This window comes from Gimesia algae (assembly GCF_007746795.1).
In the GTDB taxonomy this organism is placed as follows: Bacteria; Planctomycetota; Planctomycetia; order Planctomycetales; family Planctomycetaceae; genus Gimesia; species Gimesia algae.
Genome location: NZ_CP036343.1, coordinates 1,195,699 through 1,211,658 on the forward strand (window position 1 = coordinate 1,195,699; position 15,960 = coordinate 1,211,658).

General features: G+C 50.0%; 14 protein-coding genes. All 14 read right to left on the reverse strand.

Annotated elements, in window-relative coordinates:
- Nucleotides 1-7 precede the first annotated feature (7 nt).
- The 14 genes from Pan161_RS04475 to Pan161_RS04540 all read right to left on the reverse strand — a co-directional run bounded on the left by Pan161_RS04475 (nucleotide 8) and on the right by Pan161_RS04540 (nucleotide 15,831).
- A complete protein-coding gene (locus Pan161_RS04475; RefSeq protein ID WP_145224416.1) occupies nucleotides 8-1,111 on the reverse strand; it encodes an HD domain-containing protein in 1,104 nt (367 codons plus the stop codon).
- 138 nt (nucleotides 1,112-1,249) lie between these two features.
- The gene (locus tag Pan161_RS04480) at nucleotides 1,250-3,460 is read right to left on the reverse strand and encodes a prenyltransferase/squalene oxidase repeat-containing protein (protein WP_145224418.1); all 2,211 of its coding nucleotides are present in this window, start codon (nucleotides 3,458-3,460) and stop codon (nucleotides 1,250-1,252) included.
- Nucleotides 3,461-3,621: 161 nt separating this feature from the next.
- Nucleotides 3,622-5,055 carry a neutral/alkaline non-lysosomal ceramidase N-terminal domain-containing protein gene (locus Pan161_RS04485; protein WP_145224420.1) on the reverse strand — a complete coding sequence of 478 codons (1,434 nt, stop codon included), beginning with the start codon at nucleotides 5,053-5,055 and terminating at the stop codon, nucleotides 3,622-3,624.
- Between the two features lie 39 nt (nucleotides 5,056-5,094).
- Complete coding sequence (locus Pan161_RS04490; protein WP_232103621.1) at nucleotides 5,095-5,847, reverse strand: HesA/MoeB/ThiF family protein; 753 nt, start codon at nucleotides 5,845-5,847, stop codon at nucleotides 5,095-5,097.
- Nucleotides 5,848-5,900: 53 nt separating this feature from the next.
- The gene (locus tag Pan161_RS04495; protein WP_145224422.1) at nucleotides 5,901-6,179 is read right to left on the reverse strand and encodes a MoaD/ThiS family protein; all 279 of its coding nucleotides are present in this window, start codon (nucleotides 6,177-6,179) and stop codon (nucleotides 5,901-5,903) included.
- Between the two features lies 1 nt (nucleotide 6,180).
- Nucleotides 6,181-6,912 carry an ATP-binding cassette domain-containing protein gene (locus Pan161_RS04500; protein WP_145224424.1) on the reverse strand — a complete coding sequence of 244 codons (732 nt, stop codon included), beginning with the start codon at nucleotides 6,910-6,912 and terminating at the stop codon, nucleotides 6,181-6,183.
- 58 nt (nucleotides 6,913-6,970) lie between these two features.
- On the reverse strand, nucleotides 6,971-7,999 hold the full coding sequence (locus tag Pan161_RS04505) for an ABC transporter permease (RefSeq protein WP_145224426.1): 1,029 nt from the start codon (nucleotides 7,997-7,999) through the stop codon (nucleotides 6,971-6,973).
- The gene (gene modA, locus Pan161_RS04510; RefSeq protein WP_145224427.1) at nucleotides 7,996-9,591 is read right to left on the reverse strand and encodes a molybdate ABC transporter substrate-binding protein; all 1,596 of its coding nucleotides are present in this window, start codon (nucleotides 9,589-9,591) and stop codon (nucleotides 7,996-7,998) included. Before modA ends, Pan161_RS04505 begins: the two co-directional genes overlap by 4 nt.
- A 35-nt stretch (nucleotides 9,592-9,626) precedes the next feature.
- Nucleotides 9,627-10,316: an ABC transporter ATP-binding protein gene (locus Pan161_RS04515; RefSeq protein ID WP_145224429.1), complete on the reverse strand. Its 690-nt coding sequence runs from the start codon at nucleotides 10,314-10,316 to the stop codon at nucleotides 9,627-9,629.
- 10 nt (nucleotides 10,317-10,326) lie between these two features.
- The gene (locus Pan161_RS04520; RefSeq protein ID WP_145224432.1) at nucleotides 10,327-11,607 is read right to left on the reverse strand and encodes an ABC transporter permease; all 1,281 of its coding nucleotides are present in this window, start codon (nucleotides 11,605-11,607) and stop codon (nucleotides 10,327-10,329) included.
- A 62-nt stretch (nucleotides 11,608-11,669) separates the two neighbouring features.
- Nucleotides 11,670-12,914 (reverse strand): hypothetical protein, encoded by a 1,245-nt coding sequence (locus Pan161_RS04525; protein ID WP_145224434.1) that lies wholly within the window; start codon nucleotides 12,912-12,914, stop codon nucleotides 11,670-11,672.
- 456 nt (nucleotides 12,915-13,370) lie between these two features.
- Nucleotides 13,371-13,649, reverse strand: a complete 279-nt coding sequence (locus tag Pan161_RS04530) for a ribosomal protein L7/L12 (protein ID WP_197995690.1) — start codon at nucleotides 13,647-13,649, stop codon at nucleotides 13,371-13,373.
- A gap of 191 nt (nucleotides 13,650-13,840) precedes the next feature.
- Nucleotides 13,841-14,068 carry a hypothetical protein gene (locus Pan161_RS04535; protein WP_145224437.1) on the reverse strand — a complete coding sequence of 76 codons (228 nt, stop codon included), beginning with the start codon at nucleotides 14,066-14,068 and terminating at the stop codon, nucleotides 13,841-13,843.
- A 440-nt stretch (nucleotides 14,069-14,508) separates the two neighbouring features.
- On the reverse strand, nucleotides 14,509-15,831 hold the full coding sequence (locus tag Pan161_RS04540; RefSeq protein WP_145224439.1) for a putative sugar nucleotidyl transferase: 1,323 nt from the start codon (nucleotides 15,829-15,831) through the stop codon (nucleotides 14,509-14,511).
- Nucleotides 15,832-15,960 lie beyond the last annotated feature (129 nt).

Here is a 15,960-nt window from a genome sequence, read left to right on the forward strand (position 1 = left end):
TATCAGATCAACCGCACAGGCGTGACAGTTCCTGAATCGCTTCTAAAGCATCTTCTACATCAGGAACCTCGACTCCCGGTTCGCGACCGTTATGATCACAATCTTCCAATAGCAGCAGGTCTTCATAGCTTTCGTTCGCCATCAACCGCCTCCGTGCGCGTGCTCCCAAAGTTCCTGCCCGGATAGCATGCGCATCCATATGATGCTGAATCAGCCAGGCAGTCCGTTCAGTAATTAATCCTTCCAGAGCCTGTAAGCCTGCTTCCACATGATCGTGTGGATCAATGGCTTTTCCCACGTCATGCAGTAACGCCGCCAGTTGAAACTCTTCGTCATAAGGAAGTTCATCACACGCAAGATCATATACCTGCAGGCTGTGGTACAACGCATCTCCTTCCGGATGATATTTTTTGGATTGTTTGACTCCTGCCAGGGGCAGCAGCAACAGTCGGTACATCTGAAACCGGTCGATGCTTTCTTCGACTTCCGCCAGCCGCTGATCCAGATCGATGCCCGGATATTCTTTTTCCAGCAGTTGTTCAAACTCTGGCAGTGTGGCGCGTTCAATCCGTTTCCCTGTGATCGAACATTTAAATTCATAGCTCGACCGTTCAGTCGGATATAAAGTCAGTTCTACGGGAAATTCATCCTGAATATGAATGTGCGTAAAAATTCGTTCTTCACCATGCTTTTTCACTGTTTTGTGTTCGACACGATATGAAATCCCTTCCTCATCCAGTTGTGCTGTAACCGCTTCACAACTGTGTGAAAAGACATGGATATCGATATCCGACCCCTGCCGAATATGTCCGGTCAGGGTACTGCCAATCAGTTTTGGATGAAACGGCTTGAACATTCGCAGGAACCGTAAAGCCTGCAAGCGCATGCCCAGCAGATTTTCGGTTCGGGATTCGCCTTCAAACGTGCAGGCAAAACGCTGGATTTCGTCTCGAATTTCGCGATTACTAGGCAGATCGGCGGGTTTGACCCAGCCCTGACAGACTTTGCGAGCCGCTTTCATTTTGGCCCGATAATACTCCGTCTCTTGTCGCGAATACATCAGTCGTGCCGCTTCAAAAATTATCTGGCGGCGCTGTTTACTGGAATTCATTCATAAATCGGTGAACGTTCTCACCGTCGAATCGTTGACAGGGTGAAATGACATTGATGAACAGCCATGAATGTCAGTCAGCAGGGAATTCTAACGTTTCATGAAGAAAAAGCAAATCGCTACCGACTCGATTTCCGTTTACTTCGCATCTGCCACCTGTCTCTGCTTCCATTCATTGTACAGAATACTGCTGCGAAAGCGGCTGAATCCGGGTCCGGCACCGACGCTGGCTGGTTTGGCTCCAAACTCCAGTCCGCGCGCCAGCAGCGGAGAAGTGTCCGAGACTTCCCAGTCCTCCGGTTTGTAGCGATGATTGAATGAATTATTGGGTCGACGAAACGCAAAGGCCAGTATATCTCCCACAGAAGTCTCATCGGTCTTACCCCAGAATTGGCTCCAGCTTTTGACATCGGTCACGCCGGACTCCGTCTTACCGCTCAACCCCAGCCATTTATCCACGTCATAGACATTCGCATCTCCGGTAAAAGAACGATTCGCTTTTGAACCCTTAGCAGACAACATTGATAGGCCTAAGTCTTCGACTTTGAAAGCACAATGATCACTCTTCACATGGATATTTTTCACGAAACGTTCAAACACAAAACCCTCTGCGCCCTGAACCGTGCAATGAGACAGATTCAGATTGATATCACCTCCTGCTGTTGTACCGGAGCTTTTTAACACCGAGAATATTTTCCGGGAGAAGACAATCGAGTCATCCACAGAAATCGTCTGCTTTCCAGTTCCTTCAATTTCAAAAGTAGCGCGTCCTCCCACAAAAAAGCAGTTGGTAATAGTAGAATCCGTGGGCTTTAAAAACTGCACCGCAGCCATGCCTTTATCGTTCTGTTCTGAAATCGAACAGTTCAGCATTTTTAAATTCCCGCCATTCACAACAATCGCCGCCCAGGGCACATCCTTACCGACTTCAGGAGGATCAAATTCAAAACCGATGCCTTCCAGCGCCAGCGTCCCTTTTGAAACCCGCAGGATATGTCGAACATTCGGGTCACGCTCCGGTCTCGATCGCAACCCCAGACTGTTCTTTCCCCGTTCATACTGAAAGATCGGGGCATAGCCAAAGCCGGCTTCGATGCTCAGGGTTTTATCAATTTCGAGATGCGGTACACCAAAAGGTCCGTCCCCATTCACTCGAATTAAATCACCCGCTTTAGCAGCAGCGACCGCACCCTGCAGTGTTTCGAACACCGGTTTTTTTTCCTGAGAATAGATCTGAAACTTCTTCTCAGGTTCCCCGTTGAGCATACGTGAGATATCACTACCCAGGTTGGCTTTACGCAGGAACAGGATCGCAAAAGCAGTCTCTGCCAGTTTACCACGCGAGTCTTCCCAACTGCCATCCTCTTTCTGTGTCTTAATCAAAGCAGAGGCTCCTTTGGAAAACCAGTCCGTTTTACCCAGAGTTTCCAGCCCCAGCAAGACGCCTACGCGCTCAGTCGACCAGAGAAAATATCGGGCAGAGGAGGCACTGATTCCTGCAGCATAGGTTCCCGCCATCTCCAGCCCCTTGGCAAAAATCGGATCGGAAACCAGAGTATCTCCTTCCTTCTGTGTTTCAGCCCGGTCACCTGCTTCTTTGACTATGTCCTGATTCATTGACCTGATTTTCGTCGCGCGGGCAACCGTCAGACAGAAGAGGCCTGCCAGCGTCATCGAATTCCGTGACGGTTCCTTCATTTCTTCCGTGGGCAGCTTGTAACTCCAGCCCCCGTCTTCGTTCTGCGTTTCGACAAACCGTCGTGCCACGCCGCTCATCGATTCGTCAATGTTGATGTTCGAACGGGAGGCTGTCCATAGCCCAAGTACTGCAAACTGAGTGCAACTGTTATCGCCGGGAGAAGTTACCAGTTTAGGACGAGCCCGTGGATTATTTAAACTACTCGCAGACGCCAGCGGACAGGTATAACTCCAACCCCCGGTCGTGGTCTGACCGGCGATTAAACGTGCGGCAAACCGGCGAATATCAGCTTTGTCCTCACGATCACCAATTCGGGATAATAACAGAATTGCCAGAGAGAGATCATAAGTCGATTTCAGCTTCTCTGATTCTTTCAGAACAAACTGTCTGCCCTTCTGAATCAGAGGGTCGTTGACGGGGATTCCATTTTCCAGCAGCGCCATTGTACAGAGCGCAGTGATCCCCACCGGATGACCTTCAAACTCCCAGCTGCCATCTTCCTGCTGCTGGGACTTGAGAAACTCAACTCCCTTGAGACGGGAAGCGGTCACCTCCTGCTCGGTCTGTGCCTGCGAAGTCGAAGACACGACAGTTGAGAATAAAACGAAGCTAAATACAAAACACACATTCTTGAACAGCTGACGGCGCATCACTGTCTACTCCAGGCGGGAAAAAATAGAGCCTTAAAGACAATCATATCTTTAACAAAGTTTCATGTATTCTAATTCAGACGTATGGAAAAGCGAACCGGAAAATTGAAAATCCAGGTACTTCAGGCAAAAGTAAAACAAAACAGCGACCGGATTCATGACTACTTCTGTTGAGTCGATTTTCTGGCCTGATTTGTCAGTTCTTGAATTTTGGAAACCACCCGCTGTTCGACCGATTCGGCAAATGGACCAGGGTACGAGGTATATATCATGGCCCTGTTGCCTTCGTAGCCTCCTTCTTGCAGGACGCGCGAACTGGGGAGATAGCCGAATACATGGTTTGAGTAGCCGGCAACCCAGATGACAGGCTCCTGTTTGCTGGAATTCTCAGTACCTGATTTCAGTTCCTGCTGCAGCCTGAGAGAATAATCCACAACCGTTTCACCACAAATGGCTGCTAATGTCAGATCATTCCCAAACTGAATTACCTGCAGAGGAAATGCATAGCTGGTCTGAATACCCCCGCGTTCTTCGAGCTGATCCAGCAGACGGACCGCGTGGCTTTGTTCATATTTATTGCCTGTTTCCTTGCGTTTGAGCAGTTCTTCACGGGCAGGGGGAGTCGCAAATTCCAGTTCGACCTCTTCCATTGCGATTCCCAGGGGACCATGAATTTCACGAGGCTGTTTGACAGACAGAGCCACTTCGACGGCGTTGGAAAGGGCGCGACCGTGCTGTTTCGCCAGATCCAGAGATCGCCGCGGATAGGGATTCTGATCTCCTCCGCAGCCCATCATAAAAAGAGCCACCGTACCCGGATGTGCGGCTTCCAGATATTCCTGGGCATACCCGGCATAGTCACCACAAAACTGATAAAAACTGAGCGTTGTATTATGACAGGCATAACCAAAGAGCACCGCCAGCAGGGAACTGTCTGGGCGTTCTACAATTAATACCGGCACCCGTTGATCTACGGGACCTTCCGGATAGGGACTGTTTACCACTCCCCCAGAAGTCGGCAGGCGGCGATTCATTGAGAAGCCAGCCCGTGCGGAAGCATACTTCAGCTCAACCGGCGCCAGACGAGGCAGTGTTTCTTCGATTGCCTTGAGGAGTTTCTCGACCAGCAAATTCGTATACTGGCGGGCTTCTGCACCTCGATCTCCTCCCAGTCCCCGGCGGGTCGCTTTGTCTTCCCGTAATTCGGGTCCGCAATGCGTATGCGATGCGTTCATCAATAAGGCAGCTGAGGGTATTTTAAACTCCGATTCCAGACGCGCGGCAATCGGATCGCGCAATGCAGGCGTAATCCCGATCAGGTCAGTCGTAATGATCACGACTTTTTGCCCTCGCGTATCTTCCAGAATCAACAGCTTGGCGTACAGATCATGCACTTTTCCCTCAGAGGGTTTTGTGCGGGCTGCGTAGCCGGACATCCACATGGGTTTATCGGGCGTGATCACGACAGAGGCAGCGGCACCGCGCCATTCGGTTTTGCGAGCTGTTTCTGCTGCCGAGGCTCGTATTACTGCGGCAGACGTCATCCAGGTAATCAGTAAAGTCAGAATCAATATTTGACGGAAGTAAAAGTTCATAGAGGCACCTCAGCGGCTTAAATAAAATGAAATCATTGATCAGGCTCCACAGACTGCGCAATCTTTTCGACGCAGAATCCGGTTTCTTTGAAATGTCATATCCCGCAAATCAAACATCAGCAGTTGATTGGCCAGCGTATCACCCAGACCACTGAGCAACTTGATCGCTTCCATTGCCGCCATACAGCCAACCGTACCGGAGACAGCACCAAACACCGGGAACTCGCGTTTCCAGGCAGGAGGATCGTGGGGGTAGAGACAGGCCAGACAGCCTGTCTGGCCGGGGATAAACGTGGTCAGTTGTGCTTCGAGGTCATACATGGCACATTCCACGAGCGGCTTATTCTGCAAGACTGACTGCCGGTTCATCGCATAGCGTTCCGGGAAGAGCGGGGCACAGTCGACAATCAGGTCGACCTGATTCACAATCGATTCCGCATTCTCTTCACTGAGGTTGTTCGGGATTGCCACAATTTCCAGCCGGGGATTGAGTTCCTTTAATCGCCGCTCTGCTGATTCGACACGAGGTTTACCCAGCCAGTCATGGGTCATTAAAAGCTGACGATTCAGGTCACTCGGTTTGACATTCCCTGCGTGGGCAATCACCAGTTTTCCAACGCCTGCCGCTGCCAGTTCGTATGCCACCACACTTCCCAGACCACCACATCGCGAGATCAAAACAGACGCGTTTTTGAGCTTCTCCTGACCGGCTTCTCCAAATTCGGGCACCCAGATCTGCCACTCATAAACTGCTCGTTCTTCATCCGACAGGGGAGCGAAACCGGACATCATGACTCCTGTAGCTTGAGGCGGGATTTCTATTTTACAATGTTAAGGTGGGTTCCTCATCCCCCGGAAATCGGGGAGAGAATCGTCACGACCTGGTGAGGTTCCAGCGTCAGTGGTTCTTCCCATAATACCTGTTCGTTCGAAACAAACAACAGGATGGATGGGTGCAGTGCCTCTGAATCCGGAAACAGTAGAGGCTTCAGAGCCGTCGAGTGTGATTCCGCAACTTGCTTCACCAGATCCTGCAAAGTGCTTCCCGGTGAAACGTCATATTCTTCAGCACCTGTACCGGCCGCCTTTTTAACCTGGGCCGTATATTCTACCTTAATCTTCATTCTATTGCGCTTTCAATCTTGCTGAAGGACCGGCCTTCGATTCGGGTTCCTGACTACTGGTAGTAGTGTCTTCCGCGAACTCTGCTGTCTTTGATGGCAGGCTGCATACCACTCCATCAACAATCGCTAATTTAATATCCCCCAGCCGCTCTGATTCGGAAGCATTGTGCGTGATATGCAAGGTCGTCACGCCGGTCATGCGCTGCACTTCACTCAACAGAGTGCACATATCGCCGCGCGTGTTTTCGTCTAACGCACTCAAAGGTTCATCCAGGCAGAGAATGGAAGGTTTCGCAGCCAGAGCACGCCCCAGAGCAACCCGTTGCGTTTCCCCCCCACTCAAACCAAAGGGAGTTCGATTCAACAGATTACTGATTCCCAGCAGTTCTGCCAGTTCTTCGACACGAATATTGATTTCCCGCTGACTCCATTTTCGCAGTTCTAAAGCAAACGAGAGATTATCTCGCACCGTCATTGTATGAAACAGCACTCCATCCTGGGGTACATATCCAATTTCACGCTCAGCCGGGCTGGCATGCGTCATCTGGTTTCCGTTCAGAGAAACGGTACCCGACTGGACTTTCTTCAGGCCACAGATGGTTTCCAGAATGGTGGTTTTCCCGCTGCCGGTCTTACCCATCAAGACGGCATAGTGCCCCCCGGGTACTTCAAAGCTGACGTCTTTCAACCGGAATTCGCCAACCTGGACACAAAGGTTTTTTACGGAAATCATAATCAATCAAATCAGGTATTTGAGATCTTTGTAGTGGCAGATCTCAATCAAATCACGTTTAAATTGCTGCGCCGCGGGTCAGACCGAACATACGGGCAATGACCAGTACAATCAAGGCAGCCACAACCATAATCAGTGAGGCGGCAACTGCACCTTCGATATTACCGACCGTCAGTTCCAGGAACACTGTTGTCGGAAGCACTTCCGTTTTCATACGGGTTGCCCCGGAAAAGACCAGAATCGGACCGAACTCACCCAGCGAGCGTGCCCAGGCGAGTGTGCCCGCTGCCAGCAGTCCGCGATAAGCCTGAGGAAAGACCACAAGCCAGAAGGCCTGTCCCCGACTGCAGCCCAGCGTTAACGCCACCTGTTCATATCGCGGGCCAATCTGATCAAAGGTGACCCGCATCGTCCGCACCGCGAAGGCACAGGCCACCATGAACTGAGCCAGAATCACGCTGGGTATTTCGTAGGTCACTCCGATTGATTTTCCGAAAATTACTTTTGTCACTTTGCGAATCAAATCATCAACCGACTGCCTGTTGTCTATCGGCTGCTCCTCATAATCCGGCTTCTTCGCTACGAATGGTTGTTCATCTATAACAGGCTGCCGATCTTTTATCTGATTTGGCTCAGTGACAACAACTTCTTTAACTCTCGATTCTTCTGCAACCAGTTCATTGAGCCACTCGACCTGTGGCACTTTAACCTGAAACAGGATCAGCAGGCATAGTCCGATCACCAGAGGAGGCAGGACGATTGGAATGTCCAGGATTGCGTCAATCAGCGTTTTACCCGGAAATTCGTGACGCGACATCAGATAGCCAATCGGCACGGAAACCCAGAGCGACAGCACCGTCGTAATTGCGCAGGAGATCAGACTCAGCCAGATGGCATAGCGAATTTCCGGTTTGGCAAATGCATTCCAGATGTGGTCTGGCGTGGTATAAGTAGTCTCGGCGGTCAGCATCGCCACGATCAGGAACACATAAAATGCACTGATGGAAATAAATATGGTGTAGAATGCCACATCAGAGCGTGGCTTAAATTCCCGGATTTTCTGTTCGTTAGTAATCGGCTCTGTCATAGCGACCCCGAAGCAATGCGCCAGCGAAAGCCGCTGGATTCGAAGATTGCCCGCGAAGGAGCCGCTGTGAGTTTAGCAACCAGACGCTGCATCAGATGCGGGTACTTCGTCGATTTCAGGATCGCAATGGGCTGTTCCGCCAGAGGTCGTCCCTCTTTGATTTCAACCACGTCCAGCTTGTCCGTCACTTTCGAAATATTGGCACGATACACAATGGCTGCATCCAGTGAACCGGTCCTCAACTGATTGACGAGCAGATCCGCAGTGGGGGTGTTGGTTTTGACGTTCGGCTGCACAGCGTCATACAGACTTTGATCGTTTTGCACCAGCGGTCCCAATAATCTTTTGGTCAAAGCCCCCAGGGCGCTCTGTTCATGATGCGCCAGCCCAACCTTGATATCTTTTCCGGCGAGATCAAAGACTGTTTTGATCTGTTTGGGGTTTCCTTTTTCTACAATGATGACCATATCGGTCTCAGCGACTGTGAGAGGCAAGGTAAACTTGGGCTGGACCTGCACCATATAAGAAGTATCACAGGCAAAGTAGGCATCGGGTCGCTGACCACTGTTGATCTGTCCCACCAGAATCCCACACCCGTTATACACTGTATTGACCGTCACTCCCTCGCGTTGTTCGAACTCTTTTAATGTATCCTGAATCGCCAGTCGATTCACTCCGCCACTGAAGAGCAAGATCGTCGGATGGGGATCCCATGCGTCACCTTCCACTGTTTCATAGCCCATCTCGGCAAACTGTTTCTGCCCCTTTTCAGGTGCCTGTAGATAACGGGCAAACAGGAGCGATTTCTGAGGTTTCTCAGAGGAATTCAGAACGCTAACGGTTACATTTTTAATTGTTCCTGAAAATTCTGGTACATCAACCATAGTCGCTTTTTCAGGATGCTGGTTTACGGTGGCATCCCAGACAACCGCGGCATCGACGGCCCCCAGCAGGACATCAGTCGCAATTTCGGATACTGTTGGTTTAAAGACATGTGCCGACCTGGAAACCGCATCCCACTTACCGGCTTCAGTCAATTTCTTTTTTGTCAGCTTTCCAACCGAAGCCGCATCGGGATTGGCCAGTGCAAAGGTCACATCTGCTTTCAACAAATCATCGATCGATTGAATTTTTTTCGGATTCCCTTTTTTGACCATGATGACCGGATGCATACGGGCAACGGATACCGCCTCGTTAATCAGCCCTTTCTTACGGGCAATTTCGATATAGCTGGTGTCGGCTGCAAGATAGAGATCACCTTTCTTCGCCACCTGCAGGTTACTGAGCAGGGTTCCCGAACCACCATACTGCAGATGCACGGGCACACCAAATTCTTCTTCAGCAAATTGTGCAGCGGCGGCGGCCACCGGTGGTTTGATCCCCGCAGCACAGAACATTACCAGAGCATCATCTTCATTAGCCGTTGTTTGATTTTTCTCTTTATCTTTTGGGGGAGAGTAAACCAGCAATGCCACCATCAGGATCAGAAACAGAAGTGAACCTCCTCCGATTGCCAACCCACTATTTATGTTTCCTGTCCGGCAGGGAGTCGGTGTTGACTGCTTCCCATTCTGACTACGGAGATATCTCATTATTCCCACCTGACTTTGAGGTTTTTTAAATCAATTTAAGAGTTAATTAATGCTTCTTTTTCGCTCTGGGGCAGCAGGCGTCCCGCATTGATACCCAGTACACGCTGTGCCGATTGCACTGCCTGATCATCATGCGAGACCATTAAAACACAACCGCCGTTTTGCGCAAACTCATTCAGAACATTTAATACAATTTCCGAGTTTTCCGCATCCAGATTACCGGTGGGCTCATCTGCCAGCAGAACTTTTGGTTGATGAAATAAGGCACGTGCCAGCGCGACGCGTTGTTTTTCGCCGGTACTAAGCTCAGCTGGTGTGTGATGCAGACGCTCCTGCAGACCAAACTTCTGGATCAGTTCTTCGGCTCGCTGACGTGCCTCAGGCAAGCGGGTTGCTAAGGCAGGAGCGAGTACATTATCCAGCACATTCAGGTAAGGCACCAGGTGGAACTGCTGAAATACGAATCCCAGATGTGTGGAGCGGAAGCGGGCTCGCTGATCATTCGACAATGCATAAGGATCAGTATTTTCGATCAAAACCTGACCGGCATCCGGACTCAACAGTCCCCCGACCATTAACAGCAGTGTCGATTTCCCACAACCACTGGGCCCCTGGATCGCCACGAACTCGCCGGCCTCTATTGACAGACTGACCCCATCTACAGCCTGAACACGGCGGGAACCTGATTTAAATGATTTAGTAAGCGTTTTCAGTTCCAGTAACATATCCGGTCAATCATCCTTCCTGAAGTATCGTGGCAGGATCCTGTCGTGCTGCCATCAAAGCGGGAACCCAACTGGCTAAGCTGGCCAGAAGCGGAGCAAACACCAGGCTTAACAGTAACCAGCGACCTGAAAAAAGCACTTCCTGGGGATGAATCGATTCAGGTAACTTGCCCCAGGTCACACCGATTCCATATCCCAGAAAATAACCGAGCAGGGCACCGATCAATCCAATCAGCACTGCTTTGATGATAAAGATCCCAAAAACCTGGGAGGAGCGCAGTCCAATCGCCCGCAGAATCCCGATCTCCGTAGCACGGCGTCGTACATTCTCAAGCGACAAAAAACCAATCCAGGCACCACACCCCAGTACCACCAGGGGAACCAGCACGGCCGCAAAATCGGCGTGTCGCTCGATCAGTTGAATCCGATTGGCTTTCTCCTGCTCCAGTGAAGCGACAGCGGTCGCATGTGCTTTATTGCGGGCTTCTGCCCGTGCCAACGCAGGCGGACCACGTTCGATAATCTGCGTGCCGGGAAGAATTTTGCCAACATCATTGCGGATCTCAGCCACGCGGTCTTCGGTTGCACAATTACATTCGAGCGCCAGGATCGCATTCACCAGATTCTGCATACCCAACAGTTCCTGAGCCTGTTTCAAATTGATCCAGACCGTGCTGTCATCTGCAGTTCCACGCTCGGGATAGGTCAGGGTTACCTTGAATGGTTTTCCCATCAGTTCGACCTCATCTCCCGCTTTTAATCCCAGTTTTTTCTGAATCTGATATCCGAGCACCATCGCGCCCTCCGGTACCTGCTGCTGAAGTGGTTTTTTCAGGGCACGTTCCATTTGGGGAACTTCTCCCCGTGTCCCGGTCAGAATGACTTCGCATTCTTTTTCCGGCCAGGTGACTTTTTTAGCTACCATGGGTAGCAGGTGATTGACCGTCACGATATCTGAATTAGCCAGTTTTGTTACATTTTCTTCAGGCATGGTTTTCGTGACAATTCCCGTCAGGTGAAATTCGCTCAGATCTTCATCCGCCGGTAAAATCAAAATATTGAAGCCCAGGCCTTTGGTAATTTTGCGCATTGCGTCTTCTAGTTTTGCGCCCGCCAGTTTCACTTCCTCTGATTTTTTCTCCAGAATCAGTTCTGTCTGGATTTCATCAGCCTGCAATAAGGTCAACGCCGCCACCAGACAGGCCACTGCCACCACAACCGATAACAGTCCCAGCAGAAAGTTCATCTTGCGATGCTGCATTTCCTGAATGATCAAGTGAAATAACGACATTGATTTTACGTCCTTCTGAACAAGCCACTAACGGCACTCTGATATTAAATTCAAGTTATTAGTTATTGTTTTCGGGCCAACAGCATGTAGCTTCCTGCCAGAATGATGACAAGCACAACAGAGCCAGCAAGCAGGAATAATTCGATCTTATAATGTACGGGAACAGGTCCTGGCTCCTCTGTTTGTAATAAGGTTCCCTCACTCGGTTCTGTGGAAACAGTCTCTGCTACGGGATCACTCTGGCTCTCAACTTTCACAGTGGGTTTCTCTGTATTCGAACTCTCGGAGCCTGCCTGCTTGTTTAATAACTGTGCCATGGAACCAGGATCATTTTTTCCTGCATCGCTATTAGAAAAACTGGTCAGTCCCGTCAGCGGGGGTAATTCCTTTTCATCCTGTGCTGTAGGCGTCACCAGTTTTTCCCACGGAACAGACATTAACAGATCGGTTCCCGGATTCTGATCTTTCACTTGACAGGTGCACGGGCCGGTCAGATCGCGACAGGCCTGCTCAATCGTACCCGGATTGATCCCTTTTCCAATCAAAGCATACAGAACCCTTCCCCGTCCAAATACGGGTAACGCCATCGGTTCTGAATCAAAGTCTTTCAGATCACTCTCCGTCGCCAACAGCATCTGTGTCAGATACTGTTCTGCAGAATCATCGCGTGAGCAGGTCACAATACTGAATTTCAACTTTAAACTGTCAGGTGAAACACTGACCAGCCCCTGTTCAATATCAGCCTGTTCGATCTCGGGCAGTTTCAGGGTTTTCTCCATCCGCTTAAGTTCTTTGACCAGCAGTTCACGAGCAGCCTTGTCTTTTTCGGCCTCACCACTTTCCAGAAAGACCCAGACTGCAGTTTGACCATTCACCAGCTGTTTTGCGATATTTTGACGAAGGGGCGAATCAATCAGTCGTGTAATATTTTCCTCGGTTAGTTCCCCCGACCAGAAACCGGCGGGAACGGGGGCGGGCAGGGGAGTCCGCACCACCAGCAGAGGCAGTGTTTCTGATTTTTGCGCCTTCCAGAGTTCTAAGTCTGCCGGAGCCGGGTCGGCGTCCAAATCGACCAACTTCAGTTCAACATTGGCCGACTTATGAACGATCGCCCCTTCCTGATCAAAGTGGGAAATCAGCGTCTGCTGTTGCGGCGTTAAACCACCACGGTGGAATACGACCGCGGTGTACTTGTCGGCGGGCCAGCGTTCTAATGCATATCGAAATACTGGAACCGAACAGGCCCAAATCACCGTCGTTGTTAACAGGATTCCAAGAACAGCCAGTGATGATAAACACCTTCTCATGTATTCACCTTTCGCGGAGGGTCAGGTCGGGCGGGTCGCTGTGGTTATTGAAATCGGCAGTCTCTCTATAACTTTAGATCTCATAAACCGAATTCAATGCATACTATGATGACAAAGTATGAGGTAAATGTGAAGAAAAGATGATTTCAACACGAAACTTTTGTCAGAACTGAATTTGAGAAGCTGTTTTGCAGAGAAATCCGTGGGTTTGCCAGTGGATTCACACTTTTTCAGTATTTTTCAGTTTCCCACGATCCGGGCGCGCTCAGTGGCTCAATCAGAAAATCGCTACCTGTTCCTTGAGCAATGGCAGCCGGAATGGCATTCAAGTCCACCAGAAGGGAACTCATATGACTCTAAGCCTGAAGCTCAGAAGGACTGAATTATGAGGCTTGATGTCATTTTGAAGAAGTCAGGAGCATCCACTACTGAACAAAAAGCAAACCATCTGGAAATTTACTGAATCCAGACGAATATCAGCAACAGCATAAGGGATCCAGCTAACAGCAGCATGGAAGCACAACCCGATTTCATCTGAATGTCATACTTCTCGATCAGTGCCTCAATGGCCTCTTTTGATTCTTTCAAGCCCTCACCGGTTGATTCGCGGTAATCTTTGATGGCTTGAATTTTATTGCCTTGACGGAGCGATTCCAGAATGTGTTGGGCGACCTCAGACTGATCGTGTGCTGCATCATCCTGGCCTGATGCACTCGGCTGGCTCTCATCATTCACGGTGCTATTTCCTCTGAGAACGATTACAGTTAACAGGGAGACCAACAACAGATCTCCACCTGTTTTTTGCAAACCTGATTCAGACATCAGCAGGATGCAGCACTGTTCTACCACCACGATGTTTGGTGGTTCAAGTACAATTTCAATTCCGCTCCCTGAATTACTGAGAATAATTCAGGGAACGGGAAATGTTAAGATGCAACCACGCAATCAGTGATCCGTCGGCTGCGTTTCTGTGTATCCACACGCGCCTGGTGGCTATAAGCACGCGTCAGCAACGTTTTCATCTCTGACAGTGAGACTTCCTGTAGATCAACATTCAACTCAAGCAGACGATCAATCACTGCATTCGCCAGATCAGTACGATCTGCTGCAGGTGACAACCCATTCCACAACTCTTCCATGACCTGTTCTGACATGACCCTGTTCTCCTGATTTATCATTGCAACACTTTGTCTTAAAAACTCGAATTCACAGTCTCAAGCCCGACGGCTCAAGAAACTGGAGCTCTTCACCCCTGGAAAAGCCTGATGAGTAAGAGAATCGCAAGGACTGTACCAAACTGACCGAAAAAAACGTCTGGCCAGACAAACTCGCGTAAATGCCTGACATGATTGAATCTTACGAACCAGCTGGGATGGTAAATTCCACAATCACAATTCTGACGGGAAAATAACTGTCGTCAATTTGCGACAATCTTACATCAACATGATAATTCTTACGAAATCGCCTGCCGAGGCAGGAATTCCCTTAAGTTTCAACAGAACCTGCCGGTAGCGCTCTTTACATCAAAATGACAACACAAGTCAGCAGTGAGTTCGCCTGTTCCGGTATCTCAATTCGAATTTCCAGCAGGGTCTCAACAACTCCCGAGTGACGACTGAGTACCGGCAGCAGGAGAGGTACCTCGTTTCTGGTCCCACCAGCGAATCGCTGTGTCACGTTCGTCGACGGTTTCTTCCAGAATTGAGACCAGCAGCAGACGCTGGGCAGCAGTCAATGAAAGAGCTCGGCGACGCATGGACGTATCAGCCAGCTCAAACAGATCAGCAATGTCGAGCTGACCGTCAATTCGCCCCAGCCAGAAACGTGAAAATGAGGGGATATGTTTCGGTAATAATTCACCTACCGGGAGGACCATCGACATCACCCCCACAGACGAACCAGTATTAAACAGGCTGTTGAGGGCAGTCTTCGTATGGTCCCCGATAAAACACCCGATCTTTACGGAATGCGTATCAATAGGAATTCCCGCCAGAGGCACTTTGACATGAGAATAATCGTTTTTCAAATCGCTGTTGCTGGTCTGTGCCCCGAGATTGACCCAGGGACAGATATAGGAGTGCCCCAGAAACCCATCGTGATATTTGTTGGCATAGCCATGCAGGATCGATTCCTCAATTTCGCCACCCAGTCTGCAGTGAGGGCCAGCAGTCGTACCCGCTTTCACATTCGCGCGGAACAACTGCGTCCCCGGACCGATATAGGCGGGACCTTCGATGCGTGTGAAAGCCTGAATCCGGGCATCCCGTTCAATTACAATCGGTCCCTGTCGGGTGTCGAGTACCACAAAAGGATCAATCTCAGCGCTATCATCAACGCGGATCAACTCCGATGGCCCTACAATAGTCAGATTTCGGGCTTCGTCTGTTGAGGGACGTGTTGAAGTATCTAATGCGAAGTCGTCCAAAAGCTGTTGCCGGTTCTGATTGACCAGATCCCAGGGATAATGCAGTTCCGTTCCTTCGACTGCAACCGGCTTTCTGGTCGACGCAATTTTCTGAATCGCATCATCCCAGGCATCAGTTGTCAACAGCGTCGCTTCCTCCGGTTCCAGCAGCAGGTAAGCAACGGACTCACCGATCATCCCGACGGTCTCTGCGGTGACATCCGCCAGGCGAGAAATTTCATGAAGGGCAGGTAACCAGCGTCCATTGATTAACAGTGTGGGTGCTTCGCTGAGCCAGATGGCATCATTGATTCGCGCCTGAGGAAATTCCTCTGCATAGACTTCCGTCAGAGCAGGGCGAATCAGAACACCCCATTCCTCGACGGGCAGTGATTTCAACATCCGTTCTCGCGCGGTAAACTGCCCACACAGCAGTTCAAATACCGGCCGCATCAATGCAATGGGGGTAAACTGTAGCGCAGAACGGTCTTCAAATAATGCAAGTCGATTCACTTTGCACTTCCCTGTGCGAAATCGATGAAAAGAATCTGGTTGAAATTATTGGTGCAGAGCAACTGTCTACCGTGCGATAAGTCATAACAGATATTCAGAATTGAGGAAAGACAGTTTTTGACCTCTGGT

What these genes read in the sequence shown, in the direction of transcription:
- Pan161_RS04495 (WP_145224422.1), bottom strand. Translation starts at nt 6,179, where the DNA reads ATGAAGATTAAGGTAGAATATACGGCCCAGGTTAAAAAGGCGGCCGGT.
- Pan161_RS04515 (WP_145224429.1), bottom strand. Translation starts at nt 10,316, where the DNA reads ATGTTACTGGAACTGAAAACGCTTACTAAATCATTTAAATCAGGTTCC.
- modA (WP_145224427.1), bottom strand. Translation starts at nt 9,591, where the DNA reads ATGAGATATCTCCGTAGTCAGAATGGGAAGCAGTCAACACCGACTCCC.
- Pan161_RS04500 (WP_145224424.1), bottom strand. Translation starts at nt 6,912, where the DNA reads ATGATTTCCGTAAAAAACCTTTGTGTCCAGGTTGGCGAATTCCGGTTG.
- Pan161_RS04520 (WP_145224432.1), bottom strand. Translation starts at nt 11,607, where the DNA reads ATGTCGTTATTTCACTTGATCATTCAGGAAATGCAGCATCGCAAGATG.
- Pan161_RS04480 (WP_145224418.1), bottom strand. Translation starts at nt 3,460, where the DNA reads ATGCGCCGTCAGCTGTTCAAGAATGTGTGTTTTGTATTTAGCTTCGTT.
- Pan161_RS04535 (WP_145224437.1), bottom strand. Translation starts at nt 14,068, where the DNA reads ATGTCAGAACAGGTCATGGAAGAGTTGTGGAATGGGTTGTCACCTGCA.
- Pan161_RS04475 (WP_145224416.1), bottom strand. Translation starts at nt 1,111, where the DNA reads ATGAATTCCAGTAAACAGCGCCGCCAGATAATTTTTGAAGCGGCACGA.
- Pan161_RS04525 (WP_145224434.1), bottom strand. Translation starts at nt 12,914, where the DNA reads ATGAGAAGGTGTTTATCATCACTGGCTGTTCTTGGAATCCTGTTAACA.
- Pan161_RS04490 (WP_232103621.1), bottom strand. Translation starts at nt 5,847, where the DNA reads ATGATGTCCGGTTTCGCTCCCCTGTCGGATGAAGAACGAGCAGTTTAT.
- Pan161_RS04505 (WP_145224426.1), bottom strand. Translation starts at nt 7,999, where the DNA reads ATGACAGAGCCGATTACTAACGAACAGAAAATCCGGGAATTTAAGCCA.
- Pan161_RS04485 (WP_145224420.1), bottom strand. Translation starts at nt 5,055, where the DNA reads ATGAACTTTTACTTCCGTCAAATATTGATTCTGACTTTACTGATTACC.